Genomic DNA, 23,629 nt, shown 5'->3' on the forward strand with positions numbered 1-23,629 from the left:
TCCTCCCGATGTCAGTCCTGTTGCCTTGCCGGGAGGCGAGCGCCACCATTATATATAGGTGGAGACGACGATTGAAAGATGCGACAGCGACAAGAGTTGCTCATAACACGCACTCAGAGTGAAAAAAGTTGATCGACGACATCTACAACACGAAAATTCTTGGCTTTGCCGGCAACATCGGCCGGCTCGGGCGCCTCGATCACCCTGATGCGTCTGCCACTGCGCATTCCAAGCTGTGCGGCTCGACAGTCACCATCGATCTCACGATGGAGGACGGCGTCGTCACCGATTTCGCCCATGAAGTGAAGGCTTGTGCGCTGGGCCAGGCGTCGTCGTCGATCATGGCCGAGCACGTCGTCGGCGCCAGCGCCGTCGAGCTTCGCGCCGTGCGCGAGGCCATGCTGCGCATGCTCAAGGAAGGCGGCACGCCGCCCGAAGGCCGCTTCGATGACCTCAAATATCTGGAGCCGGTGCGCGACTACAAGGCGCGCCATGCCTCGACCATGCTGACCTTCGATGCCGTGGTCGATGCCATCGGCCAGATCGAGCGCAAGCAGGCCGCGGCCTAAAGGTCCTCCAGGAGGCGCAGGCTTTCGGCGAATTCGGCCCTGATCCAGTCGGCGAAGGCTGTCGCTGGTTCCGACAGCTTGTGAAGGTTCTTGGCCACCAGCCAGTAGCCGCCGCACACGACGTTTGCCTCGAACGGCTTGACCAGCGTTCCCGCCTGGAGTTCCTCGCGCACCAGCAAGAGGTCGCCAAGGGCCACGCCGTGGCCCAGCATCGCCGCCTGTTTCGACAAGGCGGCGTCGGCCAGGAGCGGTCCTCGTTCCGGGACCGGCGCTTCAATGGCGCCGGCGGCTTCGAACCAGCGGGCCCACCCCTGGCGGTTTTCTTCATGCAGCAGCGTATAGCGGCGCAGATCGGCCGGACACTCCAGCGGCGGACCGGACGCCAGCAGCGTCGGCGACAGCACCGGCGAATCGGTGACCGGCCCCAGCAGCTCCGCCTCGCAGCGCGGCCATGACGTGTTGTGCGCGCTGAAACGCAAGGCGAGTTCAGCCTGGCCGCTGCGGAAGTCGATCAGCCGTGGATCGACATCGAGCGCGATGTCGATATCGGACCGCAATTCGCGGAACCTGTTGAGCCTCGGCACCAGCCAGCTGGCGGCCAATGCCGGTTCGACGCTGACGCTGACCACTGAAAGCAACGGTCTGGTCGCCAGCTCGGCAAGCCGCTGGTCGATGTCGTCGAAACTCTTGATGAGCTGCTGCAGCAGGTTCTGGCCCGGCTCGGTCAACTCGACGCGGCGGTGATAGCGCACGAAGAGCGGCTGCTGCAGGAATGTTTCCAGTTCGCGTATCTGGCGGCTGATGGCGGCCTGGGTGACAAACAGCTCTTCCGCCGCGCGGCTGAAGCTCAGGTGCCGTCCGGCTGCCTCGAAGCTTCTCAATGCTGTCAGCGGCAACCGCCCGCGCTTCATTCGCATAATCTCAAGTTATCCATGGTGGACGTTATACTCGTTTGAAGGAAACGACCAGAGGCGGTCAAATCCTCCCATCAAGGAGGCAAGACCATGCCGACGCTCTTCAACGCTTATGCGGAAATGTTCCGCATCGCGACTTTCCAGGCCGACCATTCCCCTCGCTTCACAGGACGCTGCGGCGCCGCTCGGCAGCAGCTCGATGTCCCGCAGCATCGGTGCCCCCACCGACCGGCGAAACTCAGCTGGCTTGCGTGACACGGCGCCGCAACTGGGCGGTCCTATGCGCCGGACATTGCGTCTGCATGTCGGAATTGACATCTATGGCGGATGGACAACCCGGAGCGATGCAGGCGGTGAGCGGCGGCCACGACCATAGCCATCCCAAACTGGCGGCACGGGGCCGCAATTGGCCCGGTCCCTGGCGCAAGACGCCGGGGCGTGTGTTCGGCACGACCCTGGTACGGCTCTATCAGCTCACACTTTCGGGTTTCATCGGCAATTCGTGCCGGCACCTGCCGACCTGCTCGGAATACGCGCACGAGGCGATTGCCCGCCATGGCCTGTGGGCCGGCGGCTGGATGGGTCTTGTCAGGGTGTCGCGCTGCGGGCCGTGGGGCACGCACGGCATCGACCGCGTGCCGGAGGAACTGGCGCCACGCTATCGCTGGTTCACGCCCTGGCGGTATCGAGAGGTCGGTCGAACGTGCGACCGTGGATAGAACGATGCGGGCTGTATTATCCCGCCAGCCGGGCAATCGTTAAAATTTCACTCATTATTTGTTAAGCGAAATGTAAGCATTCTGCGCCCGCCTGGTCCCAGGCCCAAGGTTCCATTTCAGCTGCACCCGCTTTTCCGAAAGCGATTTTTGTTCGAGAGGGCTTGATGCAGGCTTTGCGTGCAGCGCGGGGTGTCCGCACTTTTTTTGGTGCTCTGTTCGCGGTCGCCGTCGTCATGCTGGGCACCCGGTGCGACGATGGCCGAAACCTCTTGGGTCGTGCTCGATGCGGACCGTGGTGTGGTTTTGGCGGAGCAAGGCGGTAGCCGTATCCAGCCGCCTGCCTCACTGGCCAAGATGATGACGCTCTACATAACGTTCGAGGCGATCCGTGATGGCCGGCTGCGGTGGGATGATCAGATCGTGATGTCCCGCCATGCTTCCATGAAAATTCCCACCAAGTTATGGGTGAAGCCCGGCGACACGATCAGCGTGCGTGAAGCAGTGGACGGCATGATCGTTGTCTCCGCCAACGATGCAGCCGCCGCCATAGGCGAGCGTCTGGCCGGATCGGAAGCTGCCTTCGGTCGTTTGATGACGCGACAGGGCAGGCGGCTCGGGATGAAGCACACCGTCTTTACCAACCCGTCCGGGCTGACTGACGGGCTCAGGCAGACGACGACGGCACGAGACATGGCTGTGCTCGGTCTGGCGCTTCAGCGAGAATTTCCCAAGGAATATAGTCTGTTCTCGCAACCATCCCTTGTATTTCGCGGAAAGCGTCGCAAGGGCCACAACAACCTCATGTACCGACATGACGGCGTGGACGGGATCAAGACGGGATATACCAGTGCGGCAGGCTACAACATCGCGAGCTCCGCCACGTTAAATGGCCACCGCCTCATCGGCGTGGTGCTCGGCGGCAAGACGGCGCGCAAGCGCGACGAGCAGATGGCGGCGCTGTTGACGCGCTTCAGCCGGCAGAAGGGCGTCACCGCCCCCACGCCTTTGGTGGCGCTTGCGGTGCCTGTTCCGACGCCACGACCGCCGATGGAAGTTGCCATGGATGATTCCATGATCGAACAGGGCGATGGCGGCTTCCCCGCGTCTGCACTGACGGGATGGCACATTCAGATCGCTGCCTTGCCGGGCCAGGAGGCTGCTCGGGCATTGCTGGACAAGGTCACGAAATCTGTCCGCTCCGTTCATGCCGGTGCTTCAGCGCAGATCGAGCCTACAATTCGCAACGGCAAGACACTCTATCGGGCACGTTTCGAAGGTTTTGACGATGAGGCCACAGCGAAGCGGGCATGCGCTGTGATTCAGCGCAAGAGACTTGACTGCATTGCCGCGGAATCGCCCTGAGCATAGGGCCGTGCAATTGGGAACATCACACGTGTCCTTTGCGATCCGTCATCTTGCCCTAGGCGCAACCACACTTCTTGCCTTGCTGGCTTTGATGCCTGCGTCCTCTGCGACCGAACTGGTCGTCCCGAGACCGATCCTCGAATGCACCCTCATCGTCGATGCGGGCAACGGTGCCGTGTTGCGTCGCGACGGCACCTGCGACCGCCGGGTAAGCCCGGCATCCACGTTCAAGGTGCCGCTGGCGCTGATGGGGTACGATGCCGGCATTCTCGCCGATGCGCATTCGCCACGCTGGGACTACCGGCCCGAGTTCGATGCGGTGAAGCGCGACCACAAGGCGGTCGACCCGACGATATGGGAGCGGGACTCGGTCCTGTGGTTCTCCCGTGAGATGACGCGCAAGCTCGGTAGCAAGCGGTTTGCCGGCTATGTCGGTGGCTTCGCCTATGGCAACGGCGACATCTCGGGCAATCCCGGCAAGAAGGATGGGCTTACGCATAGCTGGCTGAGTTCCTCGTTGAAGATCTCGCCCGATGAGCAGGTCGGCTTCATCCGTCGCATCCTTGAGCGCAGCCTGCCGGTTTCAACGCGCTCCATCGATCTCACGATGGCCGTGTTGCCGCCTTTCCAGGCGGGCGACTGGCAGGTCAAGGGCAAGACCGGTACCGGCTGGCTGACTGGCAAGTCGGGCAAGATCGACCGCAGCAGGCCCCTCGGCTGGTTTGTCGGCTGGGCCGAGAAGGGTGGCCGCCGCATCGTCTTCGCCAGGCTTTTCGTCAATGATGGCAAGAGCCCGGTGTTCCTCGGCCCCAAGGTGCGCGACAGTTTCCTGGCAAGTCTTCCCGAGTTGGTGGAGCCGGCCGACTAACGCGCCGTCATAGTTGCGGGGCGCGGCAGGGCAGTGCTGCCCGGCTTTACGACAGCCCATTCTCCCCCTAAAAGGTCGCTCGTTGCCGGACGCATCCGGTGTTTTTGCCCACCCGCGCTCGTTTGCGGGACTGGATAGGAGAAGAGCTTTGTCGAATTCCGTTTCCCTGACATTTCCCGATGGTTCCGTTCGCGAATACGACGCGGCGCTGACCGGTGCTGGCCTGGCCGAGTCGATCTCGAAGTCGCTTGCCAAGAAAGCCGTGGCCTATGCCATCGACGGCACCGTGCGCGACCTGTCCGACCCGCTCGGCAAGTCCGGTAAGGTCGAGATCGTCACCCGCGATGATCCGCGCGCGCTGGAACTGATACGTCACGACGCGGCCCACGTGCTCGCCGAAGCGGTGCAGGAATTGTGGCCTGGGACCCAGGTGACCATCGGCCCCGTCATCGACAACGGCTTCTATTATGACTTCGCTCGCAACGAGCCTTTCACGCCCGAGGATTTCCCGGCGATCGAAAAGAAGATGCGCGAGATCATCGGCCGCAACAAGCCTTTCACCAAGCAGGTCTGGTCGCGCGACAAGGCCAAGCAGGTGTTCCGCGACAAGGGCGAGGCCTACAAGCTCGAGCTGATCGATGCGATCCCCGAGGACCAGAACCTCAATATCTACGCCCAGGGCGACTGGTTCGACCTCTGCCGGGGGCCGCATATGGCTTCGACCGGCCAGATCGGCAGCGCCTTCAAGCTGATGAAGGTTGCCGGTGCCTATTGGCGCGGCGACAGCAACAACCCGATGCTGACGCGCATCTACGGTACCGCCTGGGCCGACCAGGCCCAACTCGACGGCTACATCCACATGTTGGAAGAGGCCGAGAAGCGTGACCATCGCCGCCTCGGCCGCGAGATGGACCTGTTCCATTTCCAGGAAGAGGGGCCTGGCGTCGTGTTCTGGCACGCCAAGGGCTGGAAGATGTTCCAGAACCTCGTCAGCTACATGCGCCGCAGGCTGGACACGCAAGGCTATCAGGAGGTCAACGCTCCGCAGGTGCTCGACAAGAGCCTGTGGGAGACGTCCGGTCACTGGGGCTGGTATCGCGACGCGATGTTCAAGGTCACCGTTGCCGGCGACGACACCGACGACGACCGCGTCTTCGCGCTCAAGCCGATGAACTGTCCGGGCCACGTGCAGATCTTCAAGCATGGCTTGAAGTCGTACCGCGATCTGCCGGTAAAACTTGCCGAATTCGGCAACGTTCATCGCTACGAGCCATCCGGTGCACTGCACGGGCTAATGCGCGTGCGCGGCTTTACCCAGGACGATGCGCACATCTTCTGCACCGAAGAGCAACTCGCGGCAGAATGCCTGCGCATCAACGACCTGATCCTGACGACCTATGCCGACTTCGGCTTCGACGAGATTTCGGTGAAGCTGTCGACCAGGCCCGACAAGCGCGTCGGTTCGGATGAGGCCTGGGACCACGCTGAAGAGATCATGAGCAATGTGCTCAAGACCATCGAGGCGCAGTCGGGTGGCAAGATCAAGACGTCGATCAATCCGGGCGAGGGCGCGTTCTACGGTCCCAAGTTCGAATATGTGCTGAAGGATGCCATCGGCCGCGAATGGCAGTGCGGCACGACCCAGGTCGACTTCAACCTGCCGGAGCGTTTCGGCGCCTTCTACATCGGCTCGGACTCCGAGAAGAAGCAGCCGGTCATGATCCATCGCGCCATCTGCGGCTCGATGGAGCGCTTCCTCGGCATCCTGATCGAGAACTATTCGGGCCATTTCCCGCTGTGGTTCGCGCCGCAGCAGGTGGTGGTGGCGACGATCACGTCGGATGCCGACGACTATGCCCGCGAGGTGGTGGCGAAGCTCAAGGCTGCCGGCCTTTCGGCCGAGGCTGACCTGCGCAACGAGAAGATCAACTACAAGGTCCGCGAGCATTCGCTGGCCAAGGTTCCGGTCATTCTCGTCTGCGGCAAGCGCGAGGCAGAAGAGGCAAGCGTCAATGTCCGCCGCCTCGGTTCGCGCGACCAGCAGTCGATGGGCCTCGACGATGCGATCGCCGCCCTGCGCGACGAAGCGACGACACCGGACCGCCGTCGCGCAGCACAGGGTTGAGCGGCCAAATGGATGTAAAAAAGGGGCGGCATCAATGCCGCCCCTTTTTTGTCTGGGTTCAAGAAAATTTGGATGGCGTCACTACGCCCGTCAGTCGGCGCCTTCATTGGGGTCGATTGCCGCCGCTTCGGAGGCGATGACCTCGACGTCCTGGTTGCGGCCGGCAACGACGGTAAAGTCGCGCTGGTAGATGCGGTCGCGGTTCTTGGCGATGATGGTGTAGTCGCCCTCCGACAGGACCATCGAGGCAAAAGCGCCGACAGCCTCGCGCAACGGGTCGCCGGATTCGGTCAGCACCGACCATGACGTGTCGGCGATGGCTTCGCCGCCGGCTTCGCGCACAAGCTTGAACGTCAGGTCGGCAGCGCGATGTTCGACCGTTGCCTCGGTCAGCTTGCCTGCCTCGACGCGGATGTCCGACCGGATCACCGCATTGACCGCGCCATAGGTCGAGACGACGTGGTAGGTGCCTGAATTGAGCCGCACCACCGAATTGGGTTCGACATCGGGAATGATCAGCGCGCGCTCGCCGTCGCTGCCCTCGTCCGCTTCATAGATCGAGAACTTGAGCTTGGCCGGCGGAATGCGCACGCCGCCCGAAAGCACGGCGTCGAGCTTGAGTCCGCCAGCATCGAGCACCAGGCTCTCGCGCTTGCCTTCCTTGCCGACCGTGATGCGCTTGGTGGCGCCGGCGCGGCCATAGGAGGCATGGACGAGATAGCTGCCGGGCGGCAGCTGGAACATGCTGGTGCCGCCCTGGGCGGAGGCCACCAGCGGCAGCTTGCCATCCGGGCCAGCTTCGGGACGGAACACACGCCAGACCAATCCGCGGCCGATGTCGCCGCCCTTGTCGGTGAGCTGCGCGGTCAGGGTGATTTCGCCGAACGCGCTGGTTGCCAGGGATTCGTCGCCGCGCGGCGCGGCGAAACTTGAAATGCCGGGAAGGCTCAAGCCATCGATCGCTGCGGCGCCGTCCTGGGCAAAAGCGGCAAAAGACGGCACTGCAAACAGTGCGGCACCCAGAATCGGTGCGAAAAAGCGGAAGCGTCCCCTAGACATCCCTTGTTTGAAGCCCAAGGCGGTGGCAATTTCAAGGCTATTCGGGCGCCATGGATTCCGACCAGCGATGCGCCGCCGCCAAAGCAGCCGCCATTCCTGCCGGTGCTTCAGCCCAAAACCGAGGAGTACCCGCGCCGTGCCATCGCCGATCATCGACTTTTTGCTGACCCGCAATTCCGCGCCGATCCCGGAACTGCGCGCGCCGGCGCCTTCCGACAGCGAGATCAAGACGATGCTGCGGGCAGCAACGCGCGTGCCCGACCACGGCCGTCTCGAGCCCTGGCGCTTCATCCTCTATCGCGGCGATGCGCGCATCGAGATCGGCAAGAAGCTGGCTGAACTGGCAGAGCGCCGCGAAGGGCCGCTGCCGGAGGGACGGCGCAACCAGGAACTCGCCCGCTTTTCACGCGCGCCGCTGGTCATCGGCGTCGTTTCGAGCCCCAAGGACAATCCGAAGATCCCGCAATGGGAGATGTTCCTGTCCGGCGGCATGGCGGCGATGAACCTGATGACCGCAGCCAACGCGCTCGGCTATGGCACCAACATGATCACCAACTGGTACTCCGATGTCGAGGAGGCTCGCGCCCTGCTTGGTCTGGCGCCGCATGAGCGGGTTGTCGGCTTCATTCATATCGGCAGCTACGAAGGCACGGCCATTGAGCGGCCGCGGCCTGATGTGGCGAAGCTCCACAGCGACTACACTGGCCCCTGGGAGGGCTAGGAACGATGTTCTACGAGCCTTCGCAAGGCCACGGCCTGCCGCACGATCCGTTCAAGGCGCTCGTTTCGCCCAGGCCGATCGGCTGGATCTCGACCATCGGCAAGGACGGCGCGCTGAACCTTGCGCCCTATTCCTTCTTCAACGCGCTGACGGGCAAGCCGCCGCTGGTCTGGTTTTCCTCCGAGGGGCCGAAGGACAGCGCAACCTTTGCCGCCGAGACCCACGAGTTCGTGGCCAATGTCGTCGGGCGCGACCTCGCCGAGAAGATGAACCGGAGCTCGGTCAATGCCCCCAGGGGCACGAGCGAGTTCGGCTATGCCGGGCTGACGGCTGCACCGTCGCGGCTGGTCGCGCCGCCGCGTGTTGCCGAGGCACCGGCAGCGCTGGAATGCAAGGTCACGGAGATCTTTCGCCCGAAGGGACTGGATGGAAACCAGACCGACATATTCGTCATCGTCGGCGAGGTCGTCGGCGTGCACATCGACGAGGCATTCCTGACCGACGGCCTGTTCGACGTCGTCAAGTCCGGCAATGTCTCACGCCTCGGCTACATGGACTATTCCAGCGTCAGTGAAGTCTTTGCGATGCGCCGCCCGCGCTGGGAGGACTAAGTCCCAAAGGCGACCTCGGCCCGTGCAAGCAGGCGCTCGGCGCGGCGCAGATGCGGCCGGTCGTACATCTGGCCGCCAATGCCGACGACACCAGGATTGCCGGCCTCCCTGAACGCGGCGACCACCGCTTGCGCATGCTCGACGGCTTCCTTCGCCGGCGTGAAGGCCTCGTTGATGATGGCGACCTGGTCGGGGTGGATGGCCATCTTGGCAGTGAAACCGTCGCGCTCGGCCTCCAGGCATTCGGTGCGAAGGCCCTCGTGGTCGCGGAAGTTGACGAACACCGTATCGATGGCGGCGACCTCGGCTGCCGAGGCGGCGAGAACGGTCAAGGCACGCGCGAGCCTGAACACGTCGGTGTAGCGGCCCTCGCCGTCGCGCGTGGCACGCGCCCCGATTGCCGCCGATAGATCTTCCGCGCCCCAGGTCAGGCCGGCAACGCGCGCGCTGGCGCCAGCATAGCTGGCGGTTGCGAGGGTGCCGGCGGCGGTTTCGGTGATGATCGGGATGATGCGGATCGCGCCGTCAGGCAGGCCGTTCTCGGCCTCGTGCACCCTGAGCTTGGTCGAAAGATGCTGGACGTCGGCGCCGGAATTCGACTTCGGCAGCATGATGCCGTCGGGTGCGATGGGGACGATCGCGCGCAGGTCGTCGTCGGTCATTCCGGTCGAAAGATCGTTGACGCGGACGTAGATCGAGGCGCGTGTCGCAAGTTTCTTGCTGGCGATGAAATCGGCGGCGACGCCGCGCGCATGGCCCTTGTTGTCGGGTGCCACCGAATCCTCGAGATCGACGATGACGACGTCGGCGCCCGACGAGAAGCCGCGTTCGAGCTTCTTTTCCGAATCTCCGGGAACGAACAGCAGCGAACGCATCAGGCGGCCTTCTTCTTCATCATCGCCTGGCGCTGGCATTTGGCGACCAGCGTGCCATGCTGATTATAGGCGCAATGCAGGAATTCGACGATGCCGCGATCGGTCTTCGACTTCGATTCGCGCACCGAAAGGATCTCGGTCTCGACGCGGATGGTGTCGCCATGGAAGACGGGGTGAGGGAAGGTGGTCTCGGTCATGCCGAGATTGCCGATGGTGGTGCCCAGCGTGGTGTCGTGCACCGAAATGCCGATCATCAGGCCGAGCGTGAACAGTGAATTGACCAGCGGCTGGCCCCATTCGCTCTTGGCGGCGAAATCGAAATCGATGTGCAGTGGCTGCGGGTTCAGCGTCATCGTCGAAAACATCATGTTGTCGCTCTCTGTGACGGTCTTGGTGAGCTGGTGCCGGATCACCTGGCCGACGACGAACTCCTCAAGATAAAGACCGGCCATCCGCATTTCCTCCTGTTGCACCGGTTTTGATAGGCGCTGCCACGGCAGGCGGCAAGCGGGTTAACGGATATGGTGAACGGTTCGTAAACCTTTTGTTCCTAGGGTCGTGGCAGGGGTTTGGCACGGCTGGCCGGGGGCGAAGAAAAGCGAATGGTGGTCTCGCATTTCCTGAGATGGATCGACACCGCCAAGGTGGGCGAGCGCGCAGCCGCCGCAGCCGCCTTGGCCAATGCCTACGTCAACCGCGAAATGCCGTTCGAGGACCGCTGCGCCGCAGAGGCGGCGCTGACGCTGTTGCTAGACGATCCCTCGTCGAAGGTGCGTCAGTCGCTGGCAGAGGCGCTGTCGATGAGCGCTCATGCGCCGCTGCAGGTCATCGCCGCTCTTGCATCCGACCAGCCCGACGTCGCAGCTTTGGTTCTGGCGCGCTCGCCGCTCTTGACGGACGCCGACCTGATCGACCGTGTCGCCGCGGGCTCGTGCGCCATACAGGTACTTATCGCCGACCGGCCTGCCGTCTCCATGTCGCTCTCGGCCGCCATCGCCGAGGTGGGCGAGGCCGAGGCCTGCGTCACGTTGCTGCAGAATTATGGCGCCGACATCGCTTCGCTGAGCTTCCGCCGGATCGCCGAGCGCTTCGGCAGCGACGCGCGTGTGCGCGAGGCACTGGTGGCCGACCAGCGGCTGCCTTCCGATTGCCGGCATCTGCTTCTGGTCAAGCTCGGCGAAGCGCTGAAGGCCTCGCCTTTCGTCCTGGCACTGATGGGTGCTGCCCGTGCCGAGCGCGTGACGCGCGACGCCTGCGTGAAGGCTTCGATGACGCTCATCGAAGGCACTCGCGCCCAGGAACACGCGGCACTCGTCGAGCATCTTCGTCTGCGTGGGGATCTCACGGCAAGCTTCATCATCCGCATCCTCGCCCACGGCAAGGTCGACTTCTTCGGCGCTGCCCTGGTCGTGCTGACCGGTCGCGACGAACCACGGGTGAGGGCGCTTCTCTCTGCCGGCCAGGACGTGGCGCTGACGGCCCTGTTCCGCTCGGCAGGTCTTGCCGATGCGACGCATGCAATCATCCTGCGGGCCCTGAAGATCTGGCGCGAGGTGGCCAATGGACGCCGCGTCGCCGGTGCACAGGAGGTCAGCTGGCTGATGCTGAAGGAACTCGGCGGCCAAGCCGCCGAAGGCGAATTGGCCGGATTGGTCAAGTCGATCCATCTCGACGCGCTGCGCGAGAATGCACGCGGCCACGCGCTGGCAATCGCGGCGGCCTGAGCCGCCGCTTGCCTCAGATGTCGAGGGCGTCCGCCGCCGCGAATTCGGCACGATCCTGGATGAAGCGGAAGCGCAACTCCGGCTTGGTGCCCATCAGCGCATCGACCGCGCTCTTGGTCTCGTCGGCATCGTCGAGGACCTCGACGCGCAGCAGCGTGCGCTTCGACGGGTCCATCGTCGTTTCCTTGAGCTGGCTTGCCATCATCTCGCCAAGGCCCTTGAAGCGGCCGATCTCGACCTTGCCACGTCCGCTGAACTCGGTGCGCAGCAATTCTTCCTTGTGGGCGTCGTCGCGGGCATAGGCCACCTTGCCGCCCTGGCGGATCGAGTAGAGCGGCGGCACCGCCATATAGAGGTGACCGCCGCGAACGAGCTGCGGCATCTCCTGGAAGAAGAAGGTAATGAGCAGCGAGGCGATGTGGGCACCGTCGACGTCGGCGTCGGTCATGATGATGACGCGGTCGTAGCGCAGGTCTTCTTCACGGTATTTCGAGCGCGTGCCGCAACCCAGTGCCTGGATCAGGTCGCCGATCAGCTGGTTCGACGCCAGCTTGTCGTTGCCAGCGCTGGCGACGTTGAGGATCTTGCCCCGCAGCGGCAGGATCGCCTGCATCTTTCGGTCGCGCGCCTGCTTGGCCGAGCCACCTGCCGAGTCACCCTCGACGATGAACAGTTCGGCACCTGCGGCGGCGTTCTGCGTACAGTCAGCCAGCTTGCCTGGCAGGCGCAGCTTGCGCACTGCGCTTTTGCGCGACACTTCCTTTTCCTGGCGTCGGCGCACGCGCTCGTCGGCGCGCGCGATCACCCAGTCGAGCAGCTTGGAGGCTTCCTGCGGGTTGTCGGCGAGCCAGTGATCGAACGGATCGCGGATCGCTGTCTCGACGATTCGCATGGCCTCGACCGTTGCCAGCTTGTCCTTGGTCTGGCCGACGAATTCCGGTTCGCGGATGAACACCGACAGCATGCCGGCAGCCGAGATCATCACGTCCTCGGAAGTGACGATCGCTGCACGCTTGTTGCCGACGAGGTCGGCATAGGCGCGCAGGCCGCGCGTCAGGACGTTGCGGAAGCCCATCTCGTGGGTGCCGCCATCGCCGGTCGGGATGGTGTTGCAATAGGAGTTGATGAAGCCATCGCCGCCGAACCAGGTGACAGCCCACTCGATCGAGCCGTGGCCGCTCTGCTTGTCGCTCTTGCCCGAGAAGATTTCGCGGGTGACCTGCATCTCGTCGCCAAGCGAGGCCTTGAGATAGTCGCCGAGGCCGCCAGGGAAATGGAACACCGCTTTCGCCGGGGTTTCGTCCTTTTCCTTCAGCAGCGTCGGGTCGCAGCTCCAGCGGATCTCGACGCCGCCGAACAGATAGGCCTTCGAACGCGCCATCTTGTAGATGCGGGCCGGTTCGAAATGCGCGCCCTTGCCGAAGATGTCGGGATCGGGGTGGAAGCGCACCTTGGTGCCGCGCCGGTTGTGCACGTCGCCCAGGCTTTCGAGCCCGCCTTGCGGCACGCCGCGTGAAAAGCGCTGGCGATAGAGCTGGCGGCCGCGCGCTACCTCGACCTCGAGCAGGTCCGACAAGGCGTTGACCACCGAAACGCCGACGCCATGCAGGCCGCCCGAGGTCTCGTAGACCTTGGAGTCGAACTTGCCGCCGGCATGCAGCGTCGTCATGATGACTTCGAGCGCCGACTTGTTCTTGAATTTCGGGTGCGGATCGACGGGAATGCCGCGGCCGTTGTCGGTGACGGTCAGGAAACCTTCGGCGTCAAGCTCGACCTCGATGAAGGTGGCATGCCCGGCCACGGCCTCGTCCATCGAGTTGTCGATGACTTCGGCGAAGAGGTGGTGGAGCGCCTTCTCGTCGGTGCCGCCGATATACATGCCGGGGCGCCGGCGCACCGGCTCCAGGCCTTCGAGCACCTCGATGTCGGCTGCACTGTAGCCCTCGCTGCCGTCCTTGGCCGCCGGAGCAGGGCGCTTGGCCACTGCCGCCTGCACCAGCGGGTCCGCCGGACGCGAAACGGGGCGGGGCGGCTGCTTGTCGAGGCTGCCGAAAAGATCGTTGCTATCGTCCATGCTCAATACGGTTTTCCGATGCTGCGAATCAGTTTGCCAAGTGTGCCAGTTTTGCCGTCGGCGCAATAGAAGTTCCGGTTATGTTCGTGCGTCATGTTGTCAAACGCGACACAACCGTGCAACTATTCGTAAACGCAAACCGAAATCACCGGTTGATGAGTGGCGACGATCTGGCCTTTGGCGGTTGCTGGGCGACCGCTAAGTCCATAAGTGCTTCCCAAACAATCGGACAATCAACAAGGCGGGGGCCTCGTGCTTGACTTCGGTTCCCTTTTGCTCGCAACGGCTCTGTCCGGCGCCTGTCTGAGCGGAACGCTGCTCGCCATCTGGCTGACGGCGCGCCAAGCGCGTTTCGTCTTCACGATGGCGGTGGGGATACTACTTCTTGTCGTCCATGTCATCGGCTTTTGGCAATATGGCCGCAACGCCTCGCCATGGCTTGGTCAGGTGACCCTGGCACTGCTGGTTGCCGGTTTCTTCGTCATCCTGTGCTCGACGGCCCAGTATCTCGAGCGCGGTTGGCACAGGATGGCAGCAGGGCCAGTCCTTGCGGCGGTGGTGGTGATCACGGCGGCAACCGCCGCCGGCTATGACGGTCTGGGTTTCGTCCTCGCCTATTCGACGGTTACGGCGCTGCTGGTGGTGATAACGGCGATGTTCTGGGCCGCCGGCGAATATGATCGGCGTATCCTGGCCGCCGTCACCTTGCTCGCTGGCAGCGCTGCCGTCTCCTTCACGCTCTGCGCCTTGGTCCTGGTCCTGGAGGGGCAGTGGTCGCTGGGCACCGTTCCCAAGAACTGGGCCGAAGACCTGAACACTGCCGTCGTCGTTGCCTGCATGACGGCACTTGGGGCGCTGACCATTTCGCTGCATCACCTGCGCACCCAGCGCCAGCTGACCGTGCAGACGCTGACCGACCCCCTGACCGGCTTGCTGAACCGCAGGGCCTTGACGATGTTTCATCGTGACACTCGGTTCGGACCTTCGATGGCGCTGGCCATGTTCGATTTCGACCATTTCAAGCGCACCAACGACGTCTTCGGCCACGCCGCGGGCGATACGGTCCTGCAACGCTTCGCCGATGTCGTCAGGAGCCACGCCCAGGAAGGTGTCGAGTGCTTTCGGCTGGGCGGCGAGGAATTCGCCGTCGTCATGTCGGGCGTCGCTCCCGATGAGGCGCACGAGATATTGCGCGCAATCGGCGCCGCCTTTGGAGCCGAGATCGTCGCCACCAAGCTCGGGCCACTGCGCAGTACCGTCAGCGTCGGCGTCTGTTTCGGCGATGAAGCAGTGACGTCGCTCGATGAAATGCTGCTCGCGGCGGACGCGGCGCTTTACGCTGCCAAGCGTTCCGGCCGAAACCGGGCGGTCACGGCAGACACCACGGGTGGCGCGACAACCTATGAGCCTGCACGGCTGTTTGCCTAAACTCGTCATCCGGCACGGCTGCAGATAGCGCCATCGCCGCAAAAGCAAACGGCCGGACAGATGTCCGGCCGTCTCATCTGGTTTCGGGCCTGCTTACTCGGCGGCGCCGAGATATTCCGACAGCGGCGGGCAGGCGCAGACCAGGTTGCGGTCGCCCGCCACGTTGTCGATGCGCGACACCGGCGGCCAGTACTTGGCTGCGGTGTCGGGGTCGCCGCCCGGATAGGCCGCCTCAAGGCGCGAGTAGGGATGCTTCCACTCGCCGGCAAGCGTCTCGGTCGCCGTGTGCGGTGCATTGGCCAGCGGATTGTCGTCCTTCGGCCACACGCCCTTTTCGACCTTGGCCGCCTCGGCAGCGATCGCGATCATTGCCTCGCAGAAACGATCGATCTCGTGCTTCGGCTCGGATTCGGTCGGCTCGACCATCAGCGTGCCCGAGACCGGCCACGACATGGTCGGTGCGTGGAAGCCGTAGTCGATCAGGCGCTTGGCGATGTCCTCGACCGAGATGCCGGCGCGCTCCTTCAGCACGCGGGTGTCGAGGATGCACTCATGCGCCACGCGCCCGTTGCGGCCCTTGAACAGCACCGGATAGTGCGCTTCGAGCTTGGTGACGATGTAGTTGGCGTTCAGGATCGCCGTCTCCGTCGCCTGCTTCAGGCCCGAACCACCCATCATCCGGATGTACATCCAGGTGATCGGCAGGATCGAGGCACTGCCGAAGGGCGCAGCCGAAACTGCATGGCTTGTGCCTGCATCGACGTGGCCGGGCACGAAGGGTGCCAGGTGCGCCTTGACGCCGATCGGCCCGATGCCGGGGCCGCCGCCGCCATGCGGGATGCAGAAGGTCTTGTGCAGGTTCATGTGGCAGACGTCGGCGCCGATGTCGGCCGGGCGGGCAAGCCCGACCATGGCGTTGAGGTTGGCGCCATCGAAATAGACCTGGCCGCCATGCGTGTGCACGATCTCGCAGATGTCGCGCGCGCCTTCCTCGAACACGCCGTGCGTCGAGGGGTAGGTGAACATCAGCGCCGCAAGCTTGTCGGCGTGCTGCTCGGCCTTGACCTTGAGGTCGGTGACATCGATGTCGCCGTCGTCGAGGCAGTGCACGACCACCACTTCCATGCCGGCCATGGCCGCACTTGCCGGGTTGGTGCCATGCGCCGAGGACGGGATCAGGCAGATGTTGCGCTGCGTCTCGCCACGCGAGTGGTGATAGCGACGGATCGCCAGAAGGCCGGCATATTCACCCTGGCTGCCGGCGTTCGGCTGCAGGCTGACCGCGTCGAACCCGGTGATTTCGCACAGCCATGCCTCGAGGTCGTCGGTCATGGCGCGATATCCGAGCGAATGGCTCGTCGGTGCGAACGGATGCAGGTTGGCGACCGACGGCCAGCTCACCGGCATCATCTCGGCGGCAGCGTTGAGCTTCATCGTGCAGGAGCCGAGCGGGATCATGGCGCGGTCGAGCGCCAGGTCCTTGTCGGCGAGCCGGCGCAGGAAGCGCATCATGTCCGTTTCCGAGCGGTTCTGGTGGAACACCGGCTGGGTCAGAAACTCCTTGCCGCGCGGCTTGCCGGGCAGGGCGCGCTTGGCCTCCGCCGGCACCTTGGCACCGAACAGCGCGGCAATCGCTTCGAGGTCGGCCGCGGTGGAGGTTTCGTCGAAGGCGATCGAGACATGGTCGGCGTCGATGACCCGCAGCAGCCGGCCGACTTTCTCGCCGTCGGCGGCGATCGCCTCGGCCTTGCCCTTGGCTTCGACGGTGACGGTGTCGAAGCGCTTGTCGCCGAGCACGGCGACGCCGGCAGCCTTAAGGCCATCGGCCAGACGGCTAGCCAGTGCGTGGATGTGCTCCGAGATCGCCTGCAGGCCGGACGGGCCGTGCCAGATGGCGAAGGACGCCGCCATGTTGGCGAGCAGAGCCTGCGCCGTGCAGATGTTCGACGTCGCCTTGTCGCGGCGGATGTGCTGCTCGCGGGTCTGCAGAGCGAGCCGGTAACCGGGGCGGCCCTTGCTGTCGACCGACTGGCCGACGAGGCGGCCTGGCATCAGGCGGGTCAGCTTGTCGGAGACAGCGCAATAGGCGGCGTGCGGACCACCAAAGCCCATCGGGACGCCGTAGCGTTGCATCGAGCCGACGGCGATGTCGGCACCGAGGCTGGCAGGCGCATCGGTGACGGTCAGGCTGAGCGGGTCGGAGACGAAGATGACGATCGCGCCGGCGGCCTTGGCCTTCTCGATCGCGGCTTTGTGGTCGCCATAGACACCGTTGGTGTCGGGCCAGGAAACGATCAGTGCCGCGGTGTTGTCGTCGATGGTCGCGCCGTCGATCTCGGTGCCGATGGGCTCGGCGCGGGTGCGCACGACGTCCAGCGTCTGCGGATGCGTTGCGCCGGCGAGGGCGACACGGCTGCGCTTGTCGCGATGATGACGCAGCGCAATGCCGACGGCCTCGGCGACGGCGGTCGCCTCGTCCAGCAGCGATGCGGAAGCGACGGGCAGGCCCGTCAGTTCGGCGACGAGCGTCTGGAAGTGGAACAGAAGTTCCAGGCGGCCTTGGCTGATCTCGGCCTGGTAGGGCGTGTAGGCGGTGTACCAGGCCGGGTTCTCGAACAGGTTGCGCTGGATGACCGGCGGCACGTTGACGCCGTGGTAGCCGGCGCCGATGAAGCTCTTCAGCACCTTGTTGCGGCCCATCTTCTCGCCGAGTTCGGCAAGCGCTTCATGTTCGCTCGCAGGCGCCGGCAGCGCCAGCGGACGATCCAGCCGGATCGACTTCGGAACCGCCTGGGAGATCAGCGTTTCCACCGAGGGCACGCCGATGGAGGCAAGCATGGCGCGGGTTTCGGCCGCGCCGGGCCCGATGTGACGGGCCGAAAAGGGGTATGGTGCAGTGGTCATCTCAGGCAATCCTGTCAACCGATATGGGCTTTGTAGCCCGCTTCATCCATCAGGCCTTCGAGTTGGCCCGCATTGGCGATCTTCATCTTCCACAGCCAGCCTTCGCCGGTGGCGGCGGAGTTGACGAGTGCCGGGTCGGACGAAAGGGCTGCGTTGGCGTCGGTGATCTCGCCGTCGAGCGGCGCATAGACGTCCGAAGCCGCCTTGACGGATTCGACGACGACGGCGACGTCGCCCTTGGCGAGCTTGCGTCCGGCTTCAGGCAGTTCGACGAAGACGAGGTCGCCAAGCTGTTCCTGCGCGTAGTCGGTGATGCCGACCGTTGCGATGTCGCCCTCGACGCGCAGCCACTCGTGGTCTTCTGTGTAATAGGTCTTGGTCATGGAAATTATCCTTTGCGATAGCGATGCTGCGTGAAGGGAAGGGAATGGACGTCGACAGGCACCCTGGTGCCGCGAACATCGGCGAAGACGCGGGTGCCGGCCTTGGAAAGCGATGCCGGGACATAGCCCATGGCGACCGGGAAGCCGGCCGAGGGACCGAAGCCGCCCGACGTGACGCGACCGGCCGGATTGCCGTCGGCGTCAAAGAGTTGCGTGCCCGAACGCACCGGCTGGCGGCCTTCGGGCTTCAGCCCGACACGCTTTTCCACAGCTCCGTCGGCGAGGATCTTGGCGAGTGCCGCGCGTCCGATGAACGTGCCTTCGGTGCGCAGATCCTTGGGGATGGCCCACATCAGGCCAGCGCCTGCCGGGTCGGTCTCGGGCGTTATGTCGTTGCCGTGCAGGCAGAGGCCGGCTTCGAGCCGCAGGCTGTCGCGTGCGGCCAGGCCGATCCACATGACGCGTTCGTCGCCGAGCAGCTTGCCCAGCAGTTCGCGGGCGTCCGCCTCGGGCAGGCCGATCTCGAAACCGTCTTCCCCGGTATAGCCCGAGCGGCTCATGAACCAGTTGGCGCGGGGTTCGAGGCCCTGCATGAAGAACAGCCCGTCAGTGACAATGCCTGCCTTTGCCAGCACCTCGGCCGCTTCCGGGCCCTGGATGGCGATGAAGACACGGTCGAGCGGCTCGACCGTGGCATCGAAGCCCTTGGCTAGGTCGCGCAGATGCGCTTCGTCGGTCGCGGCGTTGCCGGCATTGGCCACCACCATGAAGCGCTCGTCGCCGAGCCGGGTGATGATCAGGTCATCGATGATGCCAGCCGCCTCGGTCAGGAAGAAGGTGTACTTCGACTGGCGAAGCTCGAGCGCCTTGGAGTCGAGCGGGCAGGCACGGTTGAGCAGGTCGGCGGCACCGGGGCCGCTGACCACGAACAGCTTCATGTGGGAAATGTCGAACAGGCCGACATGCTCGCGGGTGTGAAGGTGCTCCTTCATCACGCCGGCGGGATAGGTCAGCGGCATGTTCCAGCCGGCAAAGGCACCAAAGCGCGCGCCAGCGGCGGAATGCAGGTCTGCAAGCGGTAGGTTGTGGGTGTTGTCGCCCGTCATGTCTTCTCCAGAGTCGCACGTGTCCAGCCGCTGCGGCGGCCATTCCGTGCCCCTCTGTCTGAAGCCTGAGAGACTCGCGCTCCGGAACTCTGTCGGCAGCGCTTACACCTTCGGCGCGGGGTTTTCGGCCCCGACTTTCCAGAGTGTCCTTCCCGTTTACGGTTCTTTTGCCTGAGAGATTTCGGGCGATTTCCCCTTCGGCGTCAGCTTTCGCTGCTCTCTCCCGCAAACAGGTGGAGCCCGCAAAGGCCCCAGACGACTCGTCAATATCCCAACGACGACTCTTTGTCACCTAGGAGCGCAGTGCTTATTCACACGGCCGGATAGTCCCATCCAATACTTCCGGGTAGTGAACGCAATTGCTGTCACTGTCGTCAGATGCCGCCATACCAGTCGTAGCCTCGGTCTTCCCAATAGCCGCCCTTGCCCAGGCCCATCGCGCCGAGACCGTCGACCAACTCGATCCTGTGCACGTATTTCGGCATCTTGTAGCCGAGCTGGCGTTCGACCCTGACGCGCAGCGGCGCGCCGTTCTCGACCGGCAAAGCCTTGCCGTTCATGCCGTAGGCCAGGATCGTCTGCGGGTGCCGCGCGTCGACCAGGTCGATCGATCCATAATATTTGACCTCGCCGGACAGGCTGCGCTCGATCGTGTCCAGGCAGTGGAAAACCGCGTAGCGGGCATTCGGCTTCACCACGGCGGCGTCGAGCACCAGCCCCATCTGCACGCCGGTCCATTTGGCGATGCAACTCCAGCCCTCGACGCAGTCATGCCGGGTGATCTGGGTGCGCGAAGGCATCGCCATCAGTTGCTCTCGCGACAGCGACAGCGGCTTTTCGACGAGCCCGGCCACGTCGAGCCGCCAGTCGGCGAACTGATTCGACAGCAGGCCCTTGTAGGTGTCGTCGTCGGGTGCAGTCACGCCGTTGGGCCGCTGCGGCTGGCGAATGTCCGCCTCGGAGAACTCCTGGGCAAGCGAAGCGCGGCCCGCGAGCAGCCTCTGCGCGCGATAGGTCAGTCCGTTGGCGCCTTCGAGCACGTTGCGCACGCCGTTGTCGCGGTCCTGCAGGAAGTCGAATGCATCGCAGCCGGACAGTGCCATTCCCGAGATGCCGAGCGATGCCGCGGTCAGAAAGCGCCGGCGGTTGAGTTGGAATTTCGGCATGTCACGCACTCCCATTGTGGGAACCGTTGTCGCCATTGGGCGGATCCGTGCGGTACCACCCGGTGACGATCGAGCGCAGTTCGTTGATCGGGCCTGCCGCCAGGATCATCAGCATGTGGACGATGAAGAACGCGACCAGAAGCACCATCGCAACGAAATGTATCGTTCGCGCCGTCTGCCGACCGCCAAGCAGGTCGGCGAGGAATGGAAGGGCCGCGTTCATGCTTGGCGACATGGCAAGGCCGGTCACGACCATCGGCGGCAAAAGCACGAACAGCACGCCGCCATAGGCGAGCTTCTGCAGCGTGTTGTAGTCGCGGCTGTGGTGGAACTTCAACCTGGCGTGGTCGGCGATGTCCCTGGGCAAGCGCCTGATGTCATCGACGCGAGGCACGAGGTCGCGGCGCAGGTGGCCGTTGAGCAGGCTCGCGGCAAACCATGCCAGCAGTGTTCCCGACAGGGCCCAGGCAAAGAAGAAATGGACGATGCGGCCAGTCGCAAGGTCCTGGCCGGAAGGAATTGTCGCCCATGCGGGAAACGCGCGGGCATCGAGATTGTCGGCAGGGCCGGAAAGGCCGAGGATACCGGTGGTGTTGAATTTTTTGCCGAGGAATTCGGTGTAACCTATTGGTCCATTCGAATTATAGTCGGACCCAATGACCAGGAGGTCATTGTCGAACTGGAAGCCCGATTGCTTGCCGATGTAGAGCGCCGGGTGGGCGTTGAAGATCTGCAATCCGCTGAGCAGCAGGAAGAACAGCGACAGCGCCCAGATCCAGTGGGTGAAGCGCGTCCACCACGTTTGCCGGTAGACGAGCGTTCCAGTCGCCGCATTCGCCGGCTCGCCGTCATGTGCCTTGAGAACATGGCTTTCCATCGTAGCTGACCTCCGTCGGGCGCAACGGGAGACTGCCCGCCGAGCGCATACCTTGGTCGAATTACGGATGCGGCAAGGGAAGGGTTTCGCGGTGACGATGACATCGGCGTGAAATCAGCTGGCGAGCGAAACCACGAGATTGACTGCGGCAGCGACGATGATGGTGTTGAAGAAGAACGACAGGATCGAATGGACCAGCGCTGCCTGGCGCATGTGCGTCGAGGAGATGTTGGTGTCTGCTGTCTGCGCCGTCATGCCGATGACCACGGCGAAGTAGAGGAAGTCCCAGCCGCAGGGGCGTTCCGTGCCGGGAAAGATCAATCCGCCGACGGGCTTGCGGCTGCGCGTCGAGGTGGCGTCTGCCTTGCTGTCGCCTTTCCAGTACAGACGGGCGTAGTGAAGTGCCGCCATGGCGTGGATTGTCAGCCAGCCGAGTGGCAGCGACAGCAGCGAAAAGGCGAGCCAATAGGCGTGGGGTACCTGTTTCGCGTTGATCAGGATGAACAGCGAGCCGACGGCAACCACCACGATGCCGATCGTCACCAGGAAGATGATCCAGATCGGCTCGTCGGCCTGCTGGGCGCGCCGGCTGAGGAAGTCCGCGGTCAGCCTCGGCATCTCGCGCAGCACCAGGAAGATGTAGCAGGCGAAGAAGGCGTTGGCGGCGATGCTGTAGCTGAGAGGATGGTGAAACAGCAGTGCCGCGACAAGCGCGACCAGGCCAATGCCTGCGCTGGCGAGAAAGATGAAGTGGCGGCCGAACGGCTTCATGCCGGTGCGCCACCCGTTGCTGCCACTTTTACGGCCCGGCGCGCCATCTGGTCCAGCGCTCCAAGGAAGCGCGAGCGGTCCTGCGGTGCAAAGGATGCGTTGTAGCCCTTGCTCTCGCCGGTCTCGCGCAGATGTTGCTTGAGGTCGCGCATGGCGACCGCCATGCCGATGGTCTCGGGGGTGAAGGGCTTGCCGGTCGGCCCCAGCACATGGGCGCCCAGCGCGACCGCCCTGGCTGCCAGCGGAATGTCGGCGGTGACGACGATGTCGTTGGCGCGGCTGTTTTCGACGATCCAGTCGTCGGCGGCATCCGCTCCCTTGGAGACCACCACGTTGCGGATCATTGGATCGCGCGACGGCCTAAGGCCGCCATTGGAGACGAAGGTGACGATGAGATCGAGGCGTTCGGCGACCTTCACCACCTCGTCCTTGACCGGGCAGGCGTCGGCGTCGACGTAGATGATAGGCTTGTTGTCCATCGCTGCACCTTGCATGCGCAAGGCTCAGGCAGGCAAGGGCCGGAGCATGTCGATATGGGGGATATCGTCTTCCAGATATTCCTCCGACACGGTCTCGAAGCCAAAGGACGCATAGAATTTTTCGAGATGGCTCTGCGCCGACAGCGCGATCGGGCGGCTGGGGAACAGCCGTTCGCAGGCGGCGATGGATTCGGCCATCAGCTTGTCGCCAAGCCGTTTGCCGCGGTGGCCGGGCGACACCACGACCCGGCCGATATAGGCCGGGCCGTCGGTGCCGGAGGGCCCGATGATCCGGGTGCTTGCCAGCAATTCCTTGCCGGCAAGCAGCCTGAGGTGCAGAGCCTCGGGGTCCTTGCCGTCCAGCTCCGGGAACGCGCATTTCTGCTCGACGACAAAGACGTCGATGCGCATTTTCAGCATCGCATAGAGATCGCCAGGGGACAGGTCGTCCAGGCCCCTGACGTCGACCTCATATGCGACTGCGCTCATCAGTAGACGACCACGCTTCTGATGCTCTCGCCGGCATGCATCAGGTCAAAACCCTTGTTGATGTCTTCGAGCTTGAGCGTATGCGTGATCATCGGGTCGATCTGGATCTTNGACGCTTCTGATGCTCTCGCCGGCATGCATCAGGTCAAAACCCTTGTTGATGTCTTCGAGCTTGAGCGTATGCGTGATCATCGGGTCGATCTGGATCTTGCCCTCCATGTACCAGTCGACGATCTTCGGCACGTCGGTGCGGCCGCGCGCGCCGCCGAAGGCGGTGCCTTTCCAGGTCCGGCCTGTGACCAGCTGGAACGGCCGCGTCGAAATCTCCTGGCCGGCGCCCGCAACGCCGATGACGATCGACTGGCCCCAGCCGCGATGGCTGGCTTCCAGCGCCTGGCGCAT

General features: G+C 64.0%; 21 protein-coding genes, 2 pseudogenes and 1 riboswitch. Of the genes and pseudogenes, 9 read left to right on the top strand and 14 right to left on the bottom strand.

Annotated features, from left to right (window positions below):
• The first annotated feature begins 128 nt into the window (after positions 1-128).
• Entirely contained in the window at positions 129-569 is a 441-nt protein-coding gene (locus ASC75_RS04430) for an iron-sulfur cluster assembly scaffold protein (RefSeq protein ID WP_055970897.1), read from the top strand.
• Here the strand turns inward: ASC75_RS04430 and ASC75_RS04435 are convergent.
• On the bottom strand, positions 566-1,480 hold the full coding sequence (locus ASC75_RS04435) for a LysR substrate-binding domain-containing protein (protein WP_055970899.1): 915 nt from the start codon (positions 1,478-1,480) through the stop codon (positions 566-568). The two genes, ASC75_RS04430 and ASC75_RS04435, sit on opposite strands and share 4 nt — an antisense overlap.
• A gap of 347 nt (positions 1,481-1,827) precedes the next feature.
• On the opposite strand from ASC75_RS04435, the gene yidD reads away from it, so the two are divergent.
• The 4 genes and pseudogenes from yidD to thrS all read left to right on the top strand — a co-directional run bounded on the left by yidD (position 1,828) and on the right by thrS (position 6,560).
• The gene (gene yidD / locus ASC75_RS04440; protein ID WP_055970901.1) at positions 1,828-2,202 is read left to right on the top strand and encodes a membrane protein insertion efficiency factor YidD; all 375 of its coding nucleotides are present in this window, start codon (positions 1,828-1,830) and stop codon (positions 2,200-2,202) included.
• Between the two features lie 255 nt (positions 2,203-2,457).
• Complete coding sequence (locus ASC75_RS04445) at positions 2,458-3,564, top strand: D-alanyl-D-alanine carboxypeptidase (protein ID WP_055970903.1); 1,107 nt, start codon at positions 2,458-2,460, stop codon at positions 3,562-3,564.
• Between the two features lie 139 nt (positions 3,565-3,703).
• A pseudogene (blaOXA, locus tag ASC75_RS04450) lies at positions 3,704-4,435 on the top strand (class D beta-lactamase); the annotation flags it as partial.
• 148 nt (positions 4,436-4,583) lie between these two features.
• Positions 4,584-6,560, top strand: coding sequence for a threonine--tRNA ligase (gene thrS, locus ASC75_RS04455; RefSeq protein ID WP_055970905.1), 1,977 nt, complete (start codon positions 4,584-4,586; stop codon positions 6,558-6,560).
• A 90-nt stretch (positions 6,561-6,650) separates the two neighbouring features.
• Here thrS and ASC75_RS04460 read toward each other — a convergent pair whose 3' ends face one another.
• Positions 6,651-7,619: a hypothetical protein gene (locus ASC75_RS04460; protein WP_055970907.1), complete on the bottom strand. Its 969-nt coding sequence runs from the start codon at positions 7,617-7,619 to the stop codon at positions 6,651-6,653.
• Positions 7,620-7,755: 136 nt separating this feature from the next.
• Here ASC75_RS04460 and ASC75_RS04465 point away from each other — a divergent pair, with 136 nt between their 5' ends.
• Together ASC75_RS04465 and ASC75_RS04470 are read left to right on the top strand one after the other, a co-directional pair.
• Positions 7,756-8,340, top strand: coding sequence for a nitroreductase (locus tag ASC75_RS04465; protein WP_055970909.1), 585 nt, complete (start codon positions 7,756-7,758; stop codon positions 8,338-8,340).
• 5 nt (positions 8,341-8,345) lie between these two features.
• Complete coding sequence (locus tag ASC75_RS04470; protein WP_055970911.1) at positions 8,346-8,951, top strand: flavin reductase family protein; 606 nt, start codon at positions 8,346-8,348, stop codon at positions 8,949-8,951.
• On the opposite strand, the gene ASC75_RS04475 is transcribed toward ASC75_RS04470, so the two are convergent.
• Both ASC75_RS04475 and ASC75_RS04480 read right to left on the bottom strand, forming a co-directional pair.
• Entirely contained in the window at positions 8,948-9,826 is an 879-nt protein-coding gene (locus tag ASC75_RS04475) for a CoA ester lyase (RefSeq protein ID WP_055970913.1), read from the bottom strand. The genes ASC75_RS04470 and ASC75_RS04475 overlap by 4 nt on opposite strands.
• The gene (locus ASC75_RS04480; protein ID WP_055970914.1) at positions 9,826-10,278 is read right to left on the bottom strand and encodes a MaoC family dehydratase; all 453 of its coding nucleotides are present in this window, start codon (positions 10,276-10,278) and stop codon (positions 9,826-9,828) included. The genes ASC75_RS04475 and ASC75_RS04480 overlap by 1 nt, the downstream gene beginning before the upstream one ends.
• A gap of 150 nt (positions 10,279-10,428) precedes the next feature.
• Here ASC75_RS04480 and ASC75_RS04485 point away from each other — a divergent pair, with 150 nt between their 5' ends.
• Entirely contained in the window at positions 10,429-11,550 is a 1,122-nt protein-coding gene (locus tag ASC75_RS04485; RefSeq protein WP_055970916.1) for a DUF2336 domain-containing protein, read from the top strand.
• A 13-nt stretch (positions 11,551-11,563) separates the two neighbouring features.
• On the opposite strand, the gene parE is transcribed toward ASC75_RS04485, so the two are convergent.
• Complete coding sequence (parE, locus tag ASC75_RS04490) at positions 11,564-13,624, bottom strand: DNA topoisomerase IV subunit B (RefSeq protein WP_055970918.1); 2,061 nt, start codon at positions 13,622-13,624, stop codon at positions 11,564-11,566.
• A 252-nt stretch (positions 13,625-13,876) separates the two neighbouring features.
• Here parE and ASC75_RS04495 point away from each other — a divergent pair, with 252 nt between their 5' ends.
• Positions 13,877-15,052: a diguanylate cyclase gene (locus ASC75_RS04495; RefSeq protein WP_055970920.1), complete on the top strand. Its 1,176-nt coding sequence runs from the start codon at positions 13,877-13,879 to the stop codon at positions 15,050-15,052.
• 93 nt (positions 15,053-15,145) lie between these two features.
• Here ASC75_RS04495 and gcvP read toward each other — a convergent pair whose 3' ends face one another.
• From gcvP to ASC75_RS04540, 9 genes and pseudogenes are all read right to left on the bottom strand, one after another.
• Entirely contained in the window at positions 15,146-17,956 is a 2,811-nt protein-coding gene (gene gcvP / locus ASC75_RS04500; RefSeq protein WP_055970922.1) for an aminomethyl-transferring glycine dehydrogenase, read from the bottom strand.
• 14 nt (positions 17,957-17,970) lie between these two features.
• Positions 17,971-18,339, bottom strand: coding sequence for a glycine cleavage system protein GcvH (gcvH, locus tag ASC75_RS04505; RefSeq protein ID WP_055970923.1), 369 nt, complete (start codon positions 18,337-18,339; stop codon positions 17,971-17,973).
• Between the two features lie 5 nt (positions 18,340-18,344).
• On the bottom strand, positions 18,345-19,445 hold the full coding sequence (gene gcvT, locus ASC75_RS04510) for a glycine cleavage system aminomethyltransferase GcvT (protein ID WP_055970925.1): 1,101 nt from the start codon (positions 19,443-19,445) through the stop codon (positions 18,345-18,347).
• A gap of 149 nt (positions 19,446-19,594) precedes the next feature.
• A riboswitch (glycine riboswitch) is annotated at positions 19,595-19,681 on the bottom strand.
• A gap of 138 nt (positions 19,682-19,819) precedes the next feature.
• Complete coding sequence (locus tag ASC75_RS04515; RefSeq protein WP_055970927.1) at positions 19,820-20,611, bottom strand: molybdopterin-binding protein; 792 nt, start codon at positions 20,609-20,611, stop codon at positions 19,820-19,822.
• Between the two features lies 1 nt (position 20,612).
• Positions 20,613-21,488 carry a cytochrome b/b6 domain-containing protein gene (locus tag ASC75_RS04520; protein ID WP_055970929.1) on the bottom strand — a complete coding sequence of 292 codons (876 nt, stop codon included), beginning with the start codon at positions 21,486-21,488 and terminating at the stop codon, positions 20,613-20,615.
• 114 nt (positions 21,489-21,602) lie between these two features.
• A complete protein-coding gene (locus tag ASC75_RS04525; protein ID WP_055970931.1) occupies positions 21,603-22,259 on the bottom strand; it encodes a DUF1345 domain-containing protein in 657 nt (218 codons plus the stop codon).
• Positions 22,256-22,738, bottom strand: coding sequence for a YaiI/YqxD family protein (locus tag ASC75_RS04530; protein WP_055970933.1), 483 nt, complete (start codon positions 22,736-22,738; stop codon positions 22,256-22,258). The genes ASC75_RS04525 and ASC75_RS04530 overlap by 4 nt, the downstream gene beginning before the upstream one ends.
• 24 nt (positions 22,739-22,762) lie before the next feature.
• Positions 22,763-23,227 (bottom strand): GNAT family N-acetyltransferase, encoded by a 465-nt coding sequence (locus tag ASC75_RS04535; protein WP_055970935.1) that lies wholly within the window; start codon positions 23,225-23,227, stop codon positions 22,763-22,765.
• 111 nt (positions 23,228-23,338) lie between these two features.
• Positions 23,339-23,629 (bottom strand): annotated as a pseudogene (locus ASC75_RS04540) (S-(hydroxymethyl)glutathione dehydrogenase); the annotation flags it as partial.

The sequence above is a fragment of the Aminobacter sp. DSM 101952 genome (assembly GCF_001424795.1).
Lineage (GTDB): Bacteria > Pseudomonadota > Alphaproteobacteria > Rhizobiales > Rhizobiaceae > Aminobacter > Aminobacter aganoensis.

What these genes read in the sequence shown, in the direction of transcription:
- ASC75_RS04435 (WP_055970899.1), bottom strand. Translation starts at nt 1,480, where the DNA reads ATGAAGCGCGGGCGGTTGCCGCTGACAGCATTGAGAAGCTTCGAGGCA.
- yidD (WP_055970901.1), top strand. Translation starts at nt 1,828, where the DNA reads ATGCAGGCGGTGAGCGGCGGCCACGACCATAGCCATCCCAAACTGGCG.
- ASC75_RS04445 (WP_055970903.1), top strand. Translation starts at nt 2,458, where the DNA reads ATGGCCGAAACCTCTTGGGTCGTGCTCGATGCGGACCGTGGTGTGGTT.
- ASC75_RS04460 (WP_055970907.1), bottom strand. Translation starts at nt 7,619, where the DNA reads ATGTCTAGGGGACGCTTCCGCTTTTTCGCACCGATTCTGGGTGCCGCA.
- ASC75_RS04470 (WP_055970911.1), top strand. Translation starts at nt 8,346, where the DNA reads ATGTTCTACGAGCCTTCGCAAGGCCACGGCCTGCCGCACGATCCGTTC.
- ASC75_RS04475 (WP_055970913.1), bottom strand. Translation starts at nt 9,826, where the DNA reads ATGCGTTCGCTGCTGTTCGTTCCCGGAGATTCGGAAAAGAAGCTCGAA.
- ASC75_RS04480 (WP_055970914.1), bottom strand. Translation starts at nt 10,278, where the DNA reads ATGGCCGGTCTTTATCTTGAGGAGTTCGTCGTCGGCCAGGTGATCCGG.
- ASC75_RS04485 (WP_055970916.1), top strand. Translation starts at nt 10,429, where the DNA reads ATGGTGGTCTCGCATTTCCTGAGATGGATCGACACCGCCAAGGTGGGC.
- parE (WP_055970918.1), bottom strand. Translation starts at nt 13,624, where the DNA reads ATGGACGATAGCAACGATCTTTTCGGCAGCCTCGACAAGCAGCCGCCC.
- gcvP (WP_055970922.1), bottom strand. Translation starts at nt 17,956, where the DNA reads ATGACCACTGCACCATACCCCTTTTCGGCCCGTCACATCGGGCCCGGC.
- gcvH (WP_055970923.1), bottom strand. Translation starts at nt 18,339, where the DNA reads ATGACCAAGACCTATTACACAGAAGACCACGAGTGGCTGCGCGTCGAG.
- gcvT (WP_055970925.1), bottom strand. Translation starts at nt 19,445, where the DNA reads ATGACGGGCGACAACACCCACAACCTACCGCTTGCAGACCTGCATTCC.
- ASC75_RS04515 (WP_055970927.1), bottom strand. Translation starts at nt 20,611, where the DNA reads ATGCCGAAATTCCAACTCAACCGCCGGCGCTTTCTGACCGCGGCATCG.
- ASC75_RS04520 (WP_055970929.1), bottom strand. Translation starts at nt 21,488, where the DNA reads ATGGAAAGCCATGTTCTCAAGGCACATGACGGCGAGCCGGCGAATGCG.
- ASC75_RS04525 (WP_055970931.1), bottom strand. Translation starts at nt 22,259, where the DNA reads ATGAAGCCGTTCGGCCGCCACTTCATCTTTCTCGCCAGCGCAGGCATT.
- ASC75_RS04530 (WP_055970933.1), bottom strand. Translation starts at nt 22,738, where the DNA reads ATGGACAACAAGCCTATCATCTACGTCGACGCCGACGCCTGCCCGGTC.
- ASC75_RS04535 (WP_055970935.1), bottom strand. Translation starts at nt 23,227, where the DNA reads ATGAGCGCAGTCGCATATGAGGTCGACGTCAGGGGCCTGGACGACCTG.